Source organism: Fictibacillus phosphorivorans (assembly GCF_007673525.1).
In the GTDB taxonomy this organism is placed as follows: Bacteria; Bacillota; Bacilli; order Bacillales; family Fictibacillaceae; genus Fictibacillus; species Fictibacillus phosphorivorans_C.
Genome location: NZ_VDZU01000001.1, coordinates 1,560,314 through 1,575,791 on the forward strand (window position 1 = coordinate 1,560,314; position 15,478 = coordinate 1,575,791).

The following is a 15,478-nucleotide window of genomic DNA, read 5'->3' on the forward strand; positions in this document are numbered from 1 at the left end:
CTCGCTCTTTTCATCATTTCACTAATGAAAAATTTACATCCTATGCACAATAGTATAAGATAAAGGCAGAATGTGACAGTGTAAATTGAGGTGGAATCACGAGTGAATAAAGGACAACGACATATTAAAATACGTGAAATGATCAGCAACCATGATATTGAGACACAAGACGATTTAGTGGAACTGCTTAAGAAAGCAAACTTTAATGTAACGCAAGCAACTGTTTCCCGAGATATTAAAGAACTGCATCTTGTGAAAGTGCCGATGAACGATGGTCGCTATAAATACAGTCTTCCGGCTGACCAAAGGTTCAACCCACTGCAGAAGTTAAAAAGAACACTGACTGACAGCTTTATTAGTATTGATTATGCAGATCACCTGATTATCATGAAAACACTTCCGGGTAATGCAAATGCCATTGGTGCGTTAATTGATAAGCTGGATTGGGAAGATTTAATGGGAACGATCTGTGGCGATGATACAATCTTAATTATTTGTCGTTCTAAAGAAGTTAGTTCAGATGTTTCGCAGCGCTTTTTAGATATGCTGTAATTTTTATAATAAGGTGTGATGTAATTGCTGGCAGAATTAAGTATTCGTAATTTTGCTATAATTGATTCTCTGAGTGTTTCTTTTAGTAAAGGGTTAACCGTATTAACAGGTGAAACCGGTGCAGGAAAGTCCATCATCATCGATGCGATCGGACTTCTGATCGGTGGCCGCGGCTCTACGGAATTTGTACGCTATGGTACTCAAAAAGCTGAAATCGAAGGTTTGTTTCATATTCATCCAGGTCATCGTGTATATGACAAATGTGAGGAATTTGGAATTGCGATTTCGGATGAAGATGAGATGGTCGTGCTTAAAAGGGATATAACGGAGAACGGAAAAAGCATCTGCAGAGTAAACGGAAAGCTTGTTACGCTCTCTGTCATTAAGGAGATCGGACAGGCCTTAGTAGATATTCATGGGCAGCATGAAACGCAATATTTAATGCAGCCTGACAAGCATCTTTTTTTACTCGATAGTTTTGGTGATAAGGATTTTAAACAAGAGCTGATTTCGTACGAATCAACCTTCAGAGACTACAAAGAAATCAACAAGCAGCTTTCAGAGCTCTCTAGAAACGAACAAGAGATCGCGCAGAGAATAGACTTGCTCGAATATCAGTACCAAGAGATAGCGGGTAGCAACCTCATTCCTGATGAGGATGTTAAGCTTGAGGAAGAAAAAAGAATGCTTTCGAATTTTGAAAGAATTCATGGCTCTCTTCAGGATGCTTACCATAATCTTTATGGCGAAGGAAAAGCGCTCGAACTTGTATCTAGTGCACTAGCTGATTTTTCGCAGGTCGCAGCACTTGATGAATCATTAAAAGCCGACGAAGAGCAATTTGGAAACAGCTTTTATGTACTTGAAGAGCTTACATATAAGATTCGGGATATGTTTGATTCATTAGAATACAACCCGGAAAGGCTTAACAGCATCGAATCACGTCTTGATGAACTAAGTAAGCTTAAACGCAAATACGGTTCTTCAGTAAAAGAAATGATCGATTATAGTGAAAAAATTAAAAAAGAGTTAGAACTCATTCAGAACAAAGATAATCATATTGAAGAACTCAAGAAAAAGCAGGATAAGCTCATTGCTAAACTTGAGGTATCAGGTAAAAAGCTGACTAAGCGGAGAACAGAGACCGCTAAAGTCTTAAAGAACAGTATACAGCAACAGCTTAAAGAACTTTATATGGAAAAAACCAAATTCGAAGTCGTAATGAAGCGGATTGAGGATAATCAGTTTTTAAGAACAGGAATGGATTCTGTAGAATTTTATATCTCCCCGAATCCTGGAGAACCCCTTAAACCACTATCAAAAGTAGCATCTGGTGGAGAGCTTTCCAGAATTATTCTAGCATTGAAAACCATTTTTTCTGAAAACCAAGGAATTACCGCCATTATCTTTGATGAAGTAGATACAGGAGTCTCAGGACGAGTCGCTCAAGCAATAGCGGAAAAGATCTATAAAGTTTCTGTCGGTTCACAAGTACTTTGTATCTCTCACCTTCCACAAGTTGCAGCGATGTCTGACACGCATCTTCATATCTCTAAAGACACACTTCAAGGAAGAACGGTTACAAAGGTCCTAACATTAAAAACGGATGAAAAAGTAAATGAGATAGGCAGAATGATCTCTGGTGTTGAGATTACTGACCTTACGAGGCAACATGCTCAAGAATTATTAGAGCTTGCAGCGTCAATCAAAAAGACATCATAAAACTTTATTCATGAAAAAGCTATCCATTTAAGGAATAGCTTTTTCTTTTTTCTAGGTTATAAACTCATGGTCCGTAGGCTAAATTAAAGGTACAGCCATGGTGAGGGTGTGAGCTAGGAGCGAGGAGAGTGTATGATGTATAAGGATTTACTTCGGCGAATGATCGGCGTTATTCTCCTTGGAAGTTTAGTGGGAATCGGTTTTTTGTCTCCTGTGCGAGAATATGTAGCACTGCCTGAATCGATTACCTTTTTTGAAGGACAGCATGTCTTACAAGCCCTTCCTGTTGGAACAAACATGAAGCAGGAAGAAACAAACATTTATACAACCGCAATGGAAAGCGAACATAAAGTTTCGATACAAGCCAAAACAAACGGTGATAGCATGGCAACTCTCGAAGCAGCAAGTTTTCCCATAAAGAAGATGAATGTAAAAGTGTTATCTGACCTTAAAGTTGTACCTGGTGGACAATCGATAGGAGTGAAATTAAATACTCTAGGGGTACTGATTGTGGGACATCACCTCGTAAATACAACTGCAGGTAAACAATCTCCAGGTGAAATTGCCGATATTCAAGTAGGAGATATTATTACCAAAATCAACGGAAAAAATATTAAAAAAATGGGAGATGTAAGCCCATTTGTTAAACAGTCTGGGGAAACTTCAAATCCTTTAGATGTAACCATCATTCGAGATGGTAAAACGTTTCATAAAACACTTACTCCTCTGCAGGACAAGAATGATCAGTCTTATCGCATTGGACTATATATTCGTGACTCAGCGGCGGGCGTAGGAACACTAACTTTTTTTGATCCAGCGTCATTCAAATATGGGGCACTCGGTCATGTTATTTCAGATATGGATACTAAGAAGCCAATCAAGGTAAACAATGGGGAAATCCTTGGATCTACCGTAACTTCCATCGAAAAAGGATCTAACGGTCATCCTGGAGAAAAGCTGGCGCGTTTTTCCAACGATCAAAGAGTTTTAGGGGACATTTCAAAAAATAGTCCTTTTGGGATTTTTGGAAAGTTAAACGATGAATTATCGAATGGGGACTGGAATAAACCATTGCCAATCGCCTTATCTCATCAGGTAAAAGAAGGTCCAGCGAAGATTTTAACTGTTGTTAACGGGTCGAAGGTTCGAGAGTTTGATGTTGATGTCGTAAGCTCTGTTCCTCAAAAGTTTCCGGCTACAAAGGGAATGGTCATTAAGATTACAGATCCCGAGCTTTTAAAGATTACCGGTGGAATCGTTCAAGGTATGAGCGGCAGCCCAATCATTCAAAATGGCAGAATTATTGGAGCAGTTACACACGTGTTTGTAAATGACCCAACTTCGGGCTATGGCGTTCATATCGAGTGGATGCTTGATGAAGCTGGTGTCAATATCTATAAAGATGCAAAACAAGCGAGTTAACATTTTTTAAAACCGGTTGAGATCTCACCGGTTTTTTTATTTTGAACACATATAAATAGGAATGGGTGCTGAATCATTTACTTTTAGATAATTTAGACAATCCTATGAAAATTTTGTATAATGAGGGATATAAAGAAAATTCGACAAAAACACTTTTGAAAATATAATAACTGTCGAAATTCAAAGTAAATTGAAGAAAACAGCTCTATCTGCTACAAAAACAAAATAATTTTAAAAAATTTAAAACAAAATAAAGGGATTTAAGATTTATTGTTGAAATCTTACATTGGGAAAAACAAGAAATTGTTGGATGGGGAGGAAATAATGGTGCAAAAAATTAAAGTTTGTCTAGCTGATGATAACCGTGAACTGATTAGTCTTTTGAGGGAGTATCTTTCAAGTCAAGATGATATGGAGGTAATTGGGGTAGCTTACAACGGTCAAGAATGTTTGTCCGTTTTAGAGAATAAAGATCCTGATGTTTTAGTTCTTGATATTATCATGCCTCATTTAGATGGGTTAGCGGTGCTGGAGAAAATCAGATCTAGCGATGATCTGCCTCAGCCGAATGTTATCATGTTAACGGCGTTTGGTCAGGAAGATGTAACGAAAAAAGCCGTAGACCTAGGTGCATCATACTTTATCTTAAAGCCATTCGATATGGACAATCTTGCGAGTCAGATCCGTCAGATCTGCGGAGCAGAAAAATCAACTGTTCAGCGTGCGTCCGGAAGTAATCGAAATAATTTCCAATCTACAATGAACAATAAACCACGCAATCTAGATGCGAGTATCACAAGTATCATTCATGAGATCGGCGTTCCTGCTCATATTAAAGGATATATGTACTTAAGAGAAGCGATCTCTATGGTATACAATGATATTGAACTATTAGGATCGATCACAAAGGTTCTTTATCCAGATATCGCAAAAAAATTCAATACAACATCAAGCCGTGTTGAACGTGCTATACGCCATGCGATCGAAGTAGCATGGAGCCGTGGAAACATCGACAGCATCTCATCCTTGTTCGGCTATACAGTATCCATGTCAAAAGCAAAGCCTACAAATTCAGAGTTCATCGCGATGGTCGCGGATAAGCTTCGAATCGAACATAAGGTCATGGCATAATTACTTACTTAAAAAATAACCATCCCTCAAGTACGAGGGATGGTTATTTTTTTCTGTATTTTAACTGGACTTTATTTCTTTTGCGGTCTCTGTAAAAGATGAATCCGCCTACAAAAGCTAAGCCTGCTAAGAAGCTTAGCAACCCAGCAATAAATTGTAGCCATAAGAACGGAAACGGAAACTGCAAAACACCAAACAAAGTGTCTCTCATCCATTTAATGCCCATCACGGCCATGATTCCAGGAATTAATACAATCACCAAAGCTGCATATCTGCTCATGAAGAATTTCACTCCTTTACTCGTCTTATTGTACATAAAGTTAAAATTATTGTCGATGCAAAATAAGTTTGCAAACCCTTTCATAGTGAGCTATGATGAGTATGTGAAAAATATTGCATGTTATAATAAAAGGGTGGGCTAATTGTTGCAAAGGATCGTATTGTTGGCAACGCAAGAAGAAATTGAATTGGTTCAAAAGATCAATCAATCCGAACTTTTTGAACTTGCAGCTATCTTTCAAGAACCTCTTCAATCGCTGCCGGCCAAATTTAATAACACACCAGTTTTTACATATTCATCGGCACCTGAAGAGGTAATAGATGTAATTGTTTATTCTGATTCACTTAAAGAAACGGCAGATCTGCTAAACGAAACCAAATATCCAATGGCGGGAAGATTGACTACAACACAGTTTCAATTTTTGTTAACCATATCTGACGAAACGAAAAATAAAAAAGACATCAGCCATCTTCAACAGCTCAAAACAATTTTAGATAATACACATGATGGCATGATTGTGATCGATCAAGATCTAACGATCACCATATTTAACAAGAGTGCTGAGAAGATGACAGGATTATCGAAAGAGGAAGTTGTAGGTAAATCCATTCTAGAAGTCATGCCTAATAGTCAGCTTCCAAGAGTTATGGACTCAGGCATAGAAGAAGTTAATCAAGAACAAATTTTAGCGAATGGCACCAAAATCTATACAACAAGGACACCAATCCTAAATCATGAAGGTCGAAAGCTTGGCGCTTTTGCTGTTTTTAAAGATATTACAGAAATCGTCGATCTGGCAGAAGAAGTAACGAATTTAAAAAGCATCCAAACGATGTTAAGATCGATCATCCAATCTTCTGAGGAAGCTATATCTGTAGTTGATGAAGAAGGAAAAGGGATCATGATCAATCCTGCTTATACGAGACTCACAGGATACACAGCCGAGCAAGTGATTGGAAAACCGGCAACAACCGATATATCTGAAGGTGAGAGTATACACATGCAGGTTCTAAAAACAAGAAAACCTGTGAGAGGTGCCCGATTACGAGTTGGGCCAAACCGGAAAGATGTGATTGTTAATGTTGCGCCTGTTATCGTGGATGGTCTATTAAAAGGCAGTGTAGGTGTCATTCACGATGTATCTGAAATAAAAGGACTTACTGAAGAGCTCAACCGTGCAAGACAGATCATTCGGACACTTGAAGCTAAATATTCGTTTGAAGATATAATTGGTTCGTCAGAAGAGATGAGTTTTGCGATCGATCAAGCAAAGCTCGCAGCTTCTACTCCTGCAACCGTTCTCCTTCGTGGTGAATCTGGAACGGGAAAAGAACTTTTTGCTCATGCGATACATAATGCGAGCAGTAGAAAGTTTAATAAATTTATACGCGTCAACTGTGCAGCTTTGTCTGAATCGTTATTAGAGAGTGAACTGTTTGGCTATGAAGAAGGAGCTTTTTCTGGTGCTTTAAGAGGTGGGAAAAGAGGGCTGTTTGAAGAGTCCAACGGCGGAAGCATCTTTTTAGATGAGGTGGGAGAGTTGTCTCAGAACACACAAGCTAAACTTTTGCGTGTTCTTCAAGAGAATGAAATCAGACGAGTTGGTGGGACGAAAGCCATTCCGATCAACGTCCGTGTGATCGCCGCAACCAATGTTAACCTTGAAAAAATGATCGCAGATGGTACGTTCAGACAGGATTTGTACTATAGACTCAACAGGATGCCGATCTATATTCCGGCATTAAGAGCAAGAAACAATGATATTTTGCTCTTAGCATATCACCTCCTGCAGAAGCTAAATCAAGACTATGGAAGAAACATTGATTATATCAGCAAGGATGCAGAGGACTTTTTACTAGCGTATCATTGGCCGGGAAATGTTAGAGAACTTGAAAACGTATTAGGCAGAGCGATTATCCACATGAGTCATACTGATTCACAGATCAATCGAAGTCATATATCGCTGTTATCTTTAGAACCATCGAAGAATAAGGATGTTCATCTGAAAGATATCTCCGATACGGCTGTTAATGAAAAGAGCTTAGCTGAACAAATGGATGCGGTTGAAAAACGTATTTTAACAGAAGCTATAGAGAGGTTTCGTGGCAATAAAACGAAAACAGCTAAATCACTAGGTATTTCACTTCGGAATTTTTATTATAAATTAGAAAAATATGATCTTGACGAAAAACTGCGCAAATAATTTCATGCAAAATATTGCAAGTTATCTGCAAGGTATTGCATATTCATATTAGGATATCGACTTTTATAACACTTTTAATTGTTGGCATGAAAATTGCATTGTTAATAAAGCGGTTAACAAGGGGGGATAGCATGCGTTTACAAAACTTGGTGAGCCAAGCCAAAAATCAACAAGAGAAACCAGTCATCGCAGTGGCAGAAGCTGGTGATCAGGAGGTTTTGGAAAGCATACTGAAATCGTACAAAGAGGGGCTCGCCCACTTTATTCTGTTTGGAGACGGTAACAAAATTTCTGACTGGTTAGAAAGAAACGCAGATGTTTCGTTAGATGGGATTAAAGTTGTTCCGACCGATACAGCTTCGGCTGCATTAAAGGCAGTAAGAGCTGTTCATGATGGAGACGCTGATATTTTAATGAAAGGGCTCATCTCAACGTCTGCTCTTTTAAAAGCAGTTTTAAATAAAGAATTTGGTCTCCGTACAGGCAAAGTGCTATCACATGTTGCTGCATTCGAAGTAGAAGGATTTGAAAAATTAATCTTTGTTACGGATGCTGCCATGAACATAGAGCCTGATCTTAATCAAAAAGTTCAGATTCTGCAAAATGCTATCGATTTTGCGGTTAGAACGGGTGTTGAAGTTCCGAAAGCAGCTGTGCTTGCTGCCGTAGAGAATGTCAATCCCGCTATGCAAGCAACATTGGATGCAGCGAGTCTGATGGTTATGAACCTTAGGAATCAAATTCAAGGTGGTATTGTAGAAGGTCCTTTGGCCTTAGATAATGCCATATCAAAGGAAGCTGCAGCTCACAAAGGAGTCACGGGAAGTGTTGCAGGGAATGCTGACATCCTTCTTGTTCCAAATATTGAAACAGGAAATGTATTGTATAAATCACTGATCTACTTTGCTCGAGCAAAAGTTGGAGCAGTAATATGCGGAGCTAAAGCGCCAATCGTTCTAACATCCAGAGCGGATTCAGCAGAAAGTAAATATTATTCTATCGCTTTAGCGGTAAATTCAGTCATCACTGATAATTAAAACTTAGGAGGAAAACACAATGGAAATTTTTAAATATATGGAAACTTATGATTATGAGCAAATGGTGATCTGCCAAGATAAACAATCTGGTCTAAAAGCAATTATCTGTATTCATGATACGACATTGGGTCCTGCACTTGGCGGAACAAGAATGTGGACGTATGAAACAGAAGATGCAGCGATTGAAGATGCACTCAGACTTGCTAAAGGCATGACTTATAAGAACGCAGCTGCGGGATTAAATCTTGGTGGCGGTAAAACAGTAATTATCGGTGATCCAAAGAAAGACAAGAACGAAGAAATGTTCCGTGCGTTCGGTCGTTATATTCAAGGACTTAACGGTCGTTATATTACAGCAGAAGATGTGGGTACAACGGTTGAAGACATGGATCTTATCTACCAAGAAACACAGTTCGTTACGGGTGTATCACCTGCTTTCGGTTCAAGTGGTAATCCATCTCCAGTAACGGCTTACGGTGTATACCGTGGTATGAAAGCAGCAGCGATGGAAGCGTTTGGTACAGATTCTCTAGAAGGAAAAGTGATTGCTGTTCAAGGTGTTGGACATGTTGCTTATACACTATGTAAGCACCTACACGAAGAAGGCGCATCATTGATTGTTACAGATATTAATAAAGAAGCTGTACAACGTGCGGTTAGAGATTTCGGAGCAAAAGCTGTTGAGATCGATGAGATCTACAGCGTAGATTGTGATATCTTTGCGCCATGTGCACTAGGAGCTATTATTAACGATGATACTATTCCACAGATCAAAGCTAAAGTTATTGCAGGTGCTGCTAACAACCAACTGAAAGAAACACGTCACGGTGATGCGATTCATGAGATGGGAATCGTTTATGCACCAGACTATGTAATCAACGCTGGTGGAGTTATCAATGTTGCTGATGAGCTTAACGGCTACAACCGTGATCGTGCTATGAAAAAAGTAGAAACAATCTATGACAACATCGCGAGTGTTATCGAAATCTCAAAACGTGATAACATCCCGACTTACTTAGCAGCAGATCGCCTTGCAGAAGAGCGTATCGAACGCATGAGAATGTCTAGAAGTCAGTTCCTATTAAACGAAAGACATATCTTGTCTAACCGATCTCGTTAAGAGTTCGTATCAATGGAGGTTTGAAACGTGCATCAAAAAGAATTTCGCATACTAGTGATCAATCCGGGGTCAACCTCTACTAAGATTGGAATTTTCGATAACGAACGGCCAGTATTTGAAAAAACGATCCGTCATGATACAGAAACCATCCATTCGTTTGATTCTGTTATTGATCAGTATACTTTTAGAAAAGAAACGATCTTAGAAGCTTTAGACTACGAAGGCATCAATATTTCAAAATTAAGTTGTGTGGTCGGCCGTGGCGGTTTGTTAAGACCGATCGAAGGCGGTACGTACAGCGTTAATGAACCGATGCTCAAGGATCTGAAAAATGGTTACGCTGGTGAACATGCTTCGAATTTAGGTGGAATCCTCGCATTCGAAATAGCAGAAGGTCTGAATATCCCATCTTTTATCGTAGATCCAGTTGTCGTCGATGAGATGGATGAGATCGCAAGAATTTCGGGTGTTCCCGAAATGGAAAGAAAGAGTATTTTTCACGCGCTTAATCAAAAAGCTGTTGCTCGACGCGTAGCGAAACAGTTGAATAAATCATACGAAGCTCTACGGCTTATTGTCGTTCACATGGGCGGGGGGATCACGGTAGGTGTCCATAAGGACGGAAGAGTGATCGATGTAAACAACGGACTGCATGGAGAGGGACCTTTCTCTCCTGAACGTGCAGGCACTGTTCCGATAGGTGATTTGGTCTCACTCTGCTTCTCTGGTGAGTTTTATGCAGAAGAAGTGATGAAGAAGCTCGTTGGCCAAGGTGGTCTTGTGGCTTACCTGGGAACAAACGATGCAAGAACCGTTGAAGAAAGAATCGAGAACGGTGACAAAAAAGCTGAGCTTATCTATGACGCGATGGCTTATCAAGTCGCAAAAGAGATCGGATCAGCAAGTACCGTTCTCTATGGACAAGTTGATGCGATCATCCTTACAGGTGGTCTCGCTTTCGGAAAAGAATTTGTTAAGAAGATAACTGACCGAGTTGAATGGATTTCTGATTGTATCATTCAGCCGGGTGAGAATGAGCTTCAAGCGTTAGCAGAAGGTGGCCTTCGAGTACTAAGAGAAGAAGAAACAGCAAAAGTTTATCCGGGTGGAAAAACAGTTGCTAGAGTGTCACTGGATTAACTAACAGCAAAAGGAGATATGAGCTTATGTCAAAAGACTTTGATTTGGTCATATTGGGCGGAGGGACTGGCGGCTATGTAGCTGCCATCCGAGCTGCTCAATTAGGAAAAACCGTTGCAGTAGTTGAAAAAGGAAAGCTTGGAGGTACTTGCTTACATAGAGGGTGTATCCCGAGTAAAGCGTTATTAAGAAGTGCTGAAGTATATAAAACAGCTAAAAAAGCTGCAGACTTTGGTGTTGAGATCGAAGGGCTTCGCTTAAACTTTTCCAAGATGCAAGAACGAAAGCAATCCATTGTAAATCAACTGCATATGGGTGTACAAAGTTTGATGAAAAAAGGAAAGATTGAAGTCTATGAAGGAATCGGACGTATCCTTGGACCATCCATCTTTTCACCTATGCCTGGCACGATTTCAGTTGAGTTTAATGATGGCACAGAAAATGAGATTTTAATCCCGCAAAACGTAATTATTGCAACAGGATCTAGACCACGTTCGTTACCAGGGTTAGAGATCGACGGAAACCTCGTAATGTCTAGTGATGAAGCGTTAGAGATGGAGTCTTTACCAGCATCAATCATCATCGTCGGTGGTGGGGTAATCGGGATTGAATGGGCGTCTATGCTCAATGATCTCGGTGTGGAAGTAACCGTACTTGAATATGCTGACAGAATTGTACCAACAGAAGACGAAGAGATTTCGAAAGAAGCGGCGCGTGTTCTTAAGAAAAAAGGGATCAAACTCGTAACGAGTGCGAAAGTCCTTCCAGATACGTTAGAAAAAGGCGAAGGGGTAATGATTTCGGCTGAACATAAAGGCGAGACAAAACAATTTAGTGCCGAGAAGATGCTCGTTTCTGTTGGACGTATGGCGAACACAGAAGGAATCGGTTTAGAGAACACCATCATAAAAGTTGAAAACGGATACATTCAGACGAATGAATACTTCCAAACCGCAGAAAGCCACATCTATGCGATCGGAGATGTAATCGGAGGACTTCAGCTGGCGCATGTAGCATCTCATGAGGGAATCACAGCAGTAGAACACCTTTCTAACCTGAAACCTGAACCGATCAACTACGATAATATCTCGAAATGTATCTATTCAAGTCCAGAGATGGCAAGTGTAGGTCTTACCGAGAAACAAGCTAAAGACCAAGGTTTTAACGTTAAAGTTGGCAAGTTTCCTTTTAAAGCGATTGGAAAAGCTCTTGTTTATGGTGAAAGTGACGGGTTTGTAAAGATCGTTGCAAATAAAGACACTGATGATCTTTTAGGTGTTCATATGATCGGACCTCACGTAACGGATATGATCTCTGAAGCTGGTTTAGCGAAAGTTTTAGACGCAACACCGTGGGAGATGGCACATACCATCCATCCACATCCATCTCTATCAGAAGTATTTGGTGAAGCAGCATTAGCTGTTGAAGGAAAAGCGATCCATTTCTAAGGAGGTAAAACAAATGGCAGAATTACGTCATGAACAATTAGGTTTAACGAATGAAGATGTCATCCATATGTATAGAACGATGTTATTAGCAAGAAAAATTGACGAGCGTATGTGGCTGTTGAACCGCGCTGGTAAGATTCCTTTCGTTATTTCTTGTCAAGGTCAAGAAGCAGCCCAAGTTGGTGCAGCGATGGCGCTAGATAACGAGAAAGATTTTGTGTTGCCGTACTACCGCGACATGGGTGTTGTTTTGCAGTTTGGTATGACAGCGAAAGACCTGATGCTTTCTGGCTTTGCAAAAGCAGAAGACCCTAACAGCGGCGGCCGCCAGATGCCAGGACATTTTGGTTCTAAAAAGCTTCGCATCGTAACAGGTTCTTCACCGGTTACAACACAAGTTCCTCATGCTGTAGGAATAGCGCTTGGCGGGAGAATGGAAGGAAAAGACCTTGTAACGTTCACGACATTTGGTGAAGGATCATCAAACCAAGGAGATTTCCATGAGGGAGCAAACTTTGCTTCTGTTCATAAACTTCCTGTTATCTTTATGTGTGAGAACAATAAATACGCAATCTCGGTTCCAATCTCAAAACAGCTAGCTTGTGTGAACGTTTCTGACCGTGCGATCGGTTATGGTATGCCAGGAGTAACGGTGGATGGAAATGACCCACTAGCTGTTTATGAAGCTGTAAAAGAAGCTGCTGATCGCGGTAGACGCGGTGAAGGTCCAACTTTAGTTGAAACAGTTGCTTATCGTTTAACGCCTCACTCATCCGATGATGATGATCGTGCGTACCGAACTCGTGAAGAGGTTGAAGAAGCAAAAGCAAAAGATCCGATTCATACGTTTGCTGCTTACTTAAAAGAAAATAATATCTTAACAGAAGAATTAGAAAAACAGATCACAGACGAAATTCAAAAAGAAGTGGATGAAGCTACAGAATATGCAGAGAACGCAAAATATGCTGATCCTGAAAGCGCACTTCTTCATGTTTACGCAGAGTAAAGGGGGAAAACGAGATGCCGGTAATTTCATATATTGATGCTGTAACACAAGCGATTCGCGAAGAGATGCAACGCGATAAGCGAGTATTTGTAGTAGGTGAAGATGTAGGTGTACGCGGAGGAGTTTTCCGTGCAACGACTGGGTTAATTGAAGAGTTTGGTGAAGAGAGAGTGATCGATGCACCCCTCGCGGAATCTGCTATTGCAGGTGTAGGTATCGGTGCGGCGATGTATGGAATGCGCCCGATCGCAGAGATGCAGTTCGCTGACTTTATCATGCCTGCCGTTAACCAGATCGTTTCTGAAGCGGCTAAGATCCGCTATCGTTCGAACAATGATTGGACTTGCCCGATTACGATCCGTGCTCCTTATGGTGGCGGTGTCCATGGTGCGCTTTATCACTCTCAATCTGTTGAGGCGCTATTCGCTAACGTACCAGGCTTAAAGATTGTAATGCCTTCTACACCTTATGATGTAAAAGGTCTTTTGAAATCTGCTATCCGTGACGAAGATCCTGTTCTTTTCTTTGAACATAAACGTGCTTACCGACTGATTAAAGGTGAAGTACCGAGCGAAGAATATACATTGCCGATCGGAAAAGCGGACGTGAAGCGTGAAGGTGAAGATATTACCGTTATTACATACGGACTTTGTGTACACTTTGCTCTTCAAGCTGCTGAAAAGCTTGAAAAAGACGGAATTTCAGCTCATATTCTTGATCTTCGTACCGTGTATCCGCTGGATAAGGAAGCGATCATCGAAGCGGCTTCAAAAACAGGTAAAGTACTTCTTGTAACAGAAGACAACAAAGAAGGAAGCATCATGAGCGAAGTTTCTGCGATCATTGCTGAAAATTGTTTGTTCGAACTTGATGCACCTGTCCAACGTCTAGCTGGTCCAGATGTGCCTGCAATGCCTTATGCACCAACGATGGAAAAGCACTTTATGGTGAATCCTGACAAAGTAGAAAAAGCCATGAGAGATCTTGCGGCATTTTAACAATAGGAGGGGACTTTAATGGCTACAGAGAAAATTACAATGCCCCAATTAGGGGAAAGTGTAACAGAAGGAACGATCAGTAAATGGCTCGTTCAGCCAGGGGATACGGTAAAAAAATATGATCCATTGGCTGAAGTGATGACAGATAAAGTAAACGCAGAAGTTCCATCATCTTTTTCTGGAACGATAAAAGAACTCGTTGCAGGTGAAGGAGATACTCTTTCTGTAGGCGAACTGATCTGCTACATCGAAACAGAAGGAGAAGGTGGGGGAAGTATACCTGCATCCTCATCTTCAACAGAAAAGCCAGCTGAGACAGTTTCAACACCTACCGAATCTACGAGGGAAACTGCAGCTAAGCCTGCTGCAAACGTTGATCGAGCGGCGAGAGGGCGTTTTTCACCTGCAGTAGTGAGAATGGCATCTGAGCATGGTATTGATCTAGACCAAGTAGAGGGATCAGGACAAAGCGGAAGAATCACTCGTAAAGACCTTCAAAAGATCATTGACTCTGGCCAAATTCCTACAAAAGGTAACAAGCCAGCGACAGAAGAGGTTTCTTCTGCAGCACCTGTTTCTTCTAGTTCTCAAGAAACGGCTCAACCACAACAATCAGCACCAGCATTAAAGCCGGTTGCGATTGACACTATGCCTGGGGATATTGAAATTCCGGTATCGGGTATTCGTAAGGCGATCGCTCAAAACATGGTACGCTCAAAGCACGAAGCGCCTCATGCGTGGACAATGGTAGAAGTGGATGTAACGAACTTAGTAGAATATCGTAATTCTGTAAAAGGTGATTTTAAAACAAAAGAAGGATACAACCTTACGTTCTTGCCTTTCTTTATCAAGGCTGTTGTAGAATCACTAAAAGAATTCCCGCAGATCAACTCCATGTGGGCAGGAGATAAGATCATTCAGAAAAAGGACATCAACATTTCGATCGCTGTTGCAACAGATGATGCACTGTATGTTCCAGTCATTAAACACGCGGACGAAAAGTCAATCAAAGGAATCGCACGCGATGTGAAGGAACTAGCAGATAAAGTAAGAACAAATAAATTAGCTGGTGATGACATGAAAGGCGGTACATTTACTGTAAATAATACTGGTTCTTTCGGATCTGTGATGTCTACGCCGATCATCAACTATCCGCAAGCGGCTATCCTTTCTGTAGAATCGATCGTTAAGCGTCCGGTTGTCATGAACAATGGTATGATCGCTGTTCGAGATATGGTTAACCTTTGTCTTTCTCTAGATCATCGTGTTCTTGATGGCCTTGTATGCGGACGCTTCTTAGCTTCTGTAAAAGCACGTTTAGAGAGCATGACAAAAGAAAATACATCAATTTATTAAAAAATGTGTTTTTCAGGTTTATGAGGTTTTTATTGCGGGTAGAGATAACTATCAACACCTCCA

At 40.6% G+C, this 15,478-nt stretch carries 13 protein-coding genes; 12 read left to right on the top strand and 1 reads right to left on the bottom strand.

The annotated features are described in order from the left end of the window. Positions 1 to 102 precede the first annotated feature (102 nt). The 4 genes from ahrC (at position 103) to spo0A (ending at position 4,827) form a co-directional block, all read left to right on the top strand. Complete coding sequence (gene ahrC / locus FS458_RS07570; RefSeq protein WP_144699169.1) at positions 103 to 552, top strand: transcriptional regulator AhrC/ArgR; 450 nt, start codon at positions 103 to 105, stop codon at positions 550 to 552. Positions 553 to 576: 24 nt separating this feature from the next. After that, positions 577 to 2,274, top strand: a complete 1,698-nt coding sequence (recN, locus tag FS458_RS07575) for a DNA repair protein RecN (protein ID WP_144699171.1) — start codon at positions 577 to 579, stop codon at positions 2,272 to 2,274. 135 nt (positions 2,275 to 2,409) lie between these two features. Continuing rightward, positions 2,410 to 3,696, top strand: a complete 1,287-nt coding sequence (spoIVB, locus tag FS458_RS07580; RefSeq protein ID WP_144699173.1) for a SpoIVB peptidase — start codon at positions 2,410 to 2,412, stop codon at positions 3,694 to 3,696. 327 nt (positions 3,697 to 4,023) lie between these two features. Further along, on the top strand, positions 4,024 to 4,827 hold the full coding sequence (spo0A, locus tag FS458_RS07585; protein WP_144703396.1) for a sporulation transcription factor Spo0A: 804 nt from the start codon (positions 4,024 to 4,026) through the stop codon (positions 4,825 to 4,827). Positions 4,828 to 4,870: 43 nt separating this feature from the next. On the opposite strand, the gene FS458_RS07590 is transcribed toward spo0A, so the two are convergent. Further along, positions 4,871 to 5,107, bottom strand: coding sequence for a DUF2627 domain-containing protein (locus FS458_RS07590; RefSeq protein ID WP_144699175.1), 237 nt, complete (start codon positions 5,105 to 5,107; stop codon positions 4,871 to 4,873). Between the two features lie 145 nt (positions 5,108 to 5,252). Here FS458_RS07590 and FS458_RS07595 point away from each other — a divergent pair, with 145 nt between their 5' ends. The 8 genes from FS458_RS07595 (at position 5,253) to FS458_RS07630 (ending at position 15,415) form a co-directional block, all read left to right on the top strand. Further along, positions 5,253 to 7,310: a sigma 54-interacting transcriptional regulator gene (locus tag FS458_RS07595; protein ID WP_425589494.1), complete on the top strand. Its 2,058-nt coding sequence runs from the start codon at positions 5,253 to 5,255 to the stop codon at positions 7,308 to 7,310. Between the two features lie 131 nt (positions 7,311 to 7,441). Beyond that, a complete protein-coding gene (gene yqiS / locus FS458_RS07600; RefSeq protein ID WP_144699177.1) occupies positions 7,442 to 8,347 on the top strand; it encodes a phosphate butyryltransferase in 906 nt (301 codons plus the stop codon). A 19-nt stretch (positions 8,348 to 8,366) separates the two neighbouring features. Then, entirely contained in the window at positions 8,367 to 9,467 is a 1,101-nt protein-coding gene (bcd, locus tag FS458_RS07605) for a branched-chain amino acid dehydrogenase (RefSeq protein WP_144699179.1), read from the top strand. Between the two features lie 27 nt (positions 9,468 to 9,494). Beyond that, positions 9,495 to 10,607 (top strand): butyrate kinase, encoded by a 1,113-nt coding sequence (buk, locus tag FS458_RS07610; protein ID WP_144699181.1) that lies wholly within the window; start codon positions 9,495 to 9,497, stop codon positions 10,605 to 10,607. Between the two features lie 26 nt (positions 10,608 to 10,633). Then, positions 10,634 to 12,055 carry a dihydrolipoyl dehydrogenase gene (lpdA, locus tag FS458_RS07615; RefSeq protein WP_144699183.1) on the top strand — a complete coding sequence of 474 codons (1,422 nt, stop codon included), beginning with the start codon at positions 10,634 to 10,636 and terminating at the stop codon, positions 12,053 to 12,055. 13 nt (positions 12,056 to 12,068) lie between these two features. Then, entirely contained in the window at positions 12,069 to 13,061 is a 993-nt protein-coding gene (locus FS458_RS07620; protein ID WP_066395980.1) for a thiamine pyrophosphate-dependent dehydrogenase E1 component subunit alpha, read from the top strand. A 14-nt stretch (positions 13,062 to 13,075) separates the two neighbouring features. Continuing rightward, complete coding sequence (locus FS458_RS07625) at positions 13,076 to 14,059, top strand: alpha-ketoacid dehydrogenase subunit beta (protein ID WP_066395978.1); 984 nt, start codon at positions 13,076 to 13,078, stop codon at positions 14,057 to 14,059. Positions 14,060 to 14,077: 18 nt separating this feature from the next. Then, positions 14,078 to 15,415, top strand: a complete 1,338-nt coding sequence (locus FS458_RS07630) for a dihydrolipoamide acetyltransferase family protein (RefSeq protein WP_144699185.1) — start codon at positions 14,078 to 14,080, stop codon at positions 15,413 to 15,415. The last annotated feature ends 63 nt before the right edge of the window (positions 15,416 to 15,478 follow it).

What these genes read in the sequence shown, in the direction of transcription:
- spoIVB (WP_144699173.1), top strand. Translation starts at nt 2,410, where the DNA reads ATGTATAAGGATTTACTTCGGCGAATGATCGGCGTTATTCTCCTTGGA.
- FS458_RS07590 (WP_144699175.1), bottom strand. Translation starts at nt 5,107, where the DNA reads ATGAGCAGATATGCAGCTTTGGTGATTGTATTAATTCCTGGAATCATG.
- yqiS (WP_144699177.1), top strand. Translation starts at nt 7,442, where the DNA reads ATGCGTTTACAAAACTTGGTGAGCCAAGCCAAAAATCAACAAGAGAAA.
- bcd (WP_144699179.1), top strand. Translation starts at nt 8,367, where the DNA reads ATGGAAATTTTTAAATATATGGAAACTTATGATTATGAGCAAATGGTG.
- lpdA (WP_144699183.1), top strand. Translation starts at nt 10,634, where the DNA reads ATGTCAAAAGACTTTGATTTGGTCATATTGGGCGGAGGGACTGGCGGC.
- FS458_RS07620 (WP_066395980.1), top strand. Translation starts at nt 12,069, where the DNA reads ATGGCAGAATTACGTCATGAACAATTAGGTTTAACGAATGAAGATGTC.
- FS458_RS07625 (WP_066395978.1), top strand. Translation starts at nt 13,076, where the DNA reads ATGCCGGTAATTTCATATATTGATGCTGTAACACAAGCGATTCGCGAA.
- FS458_RS07630 (WP_144699185.1), top strand. Translation starts at nt 14,078, where the DNA reads ATGGCTACAGAGAAAATTACAATGCCCCAATTAGGGGAAAGTGTAACA.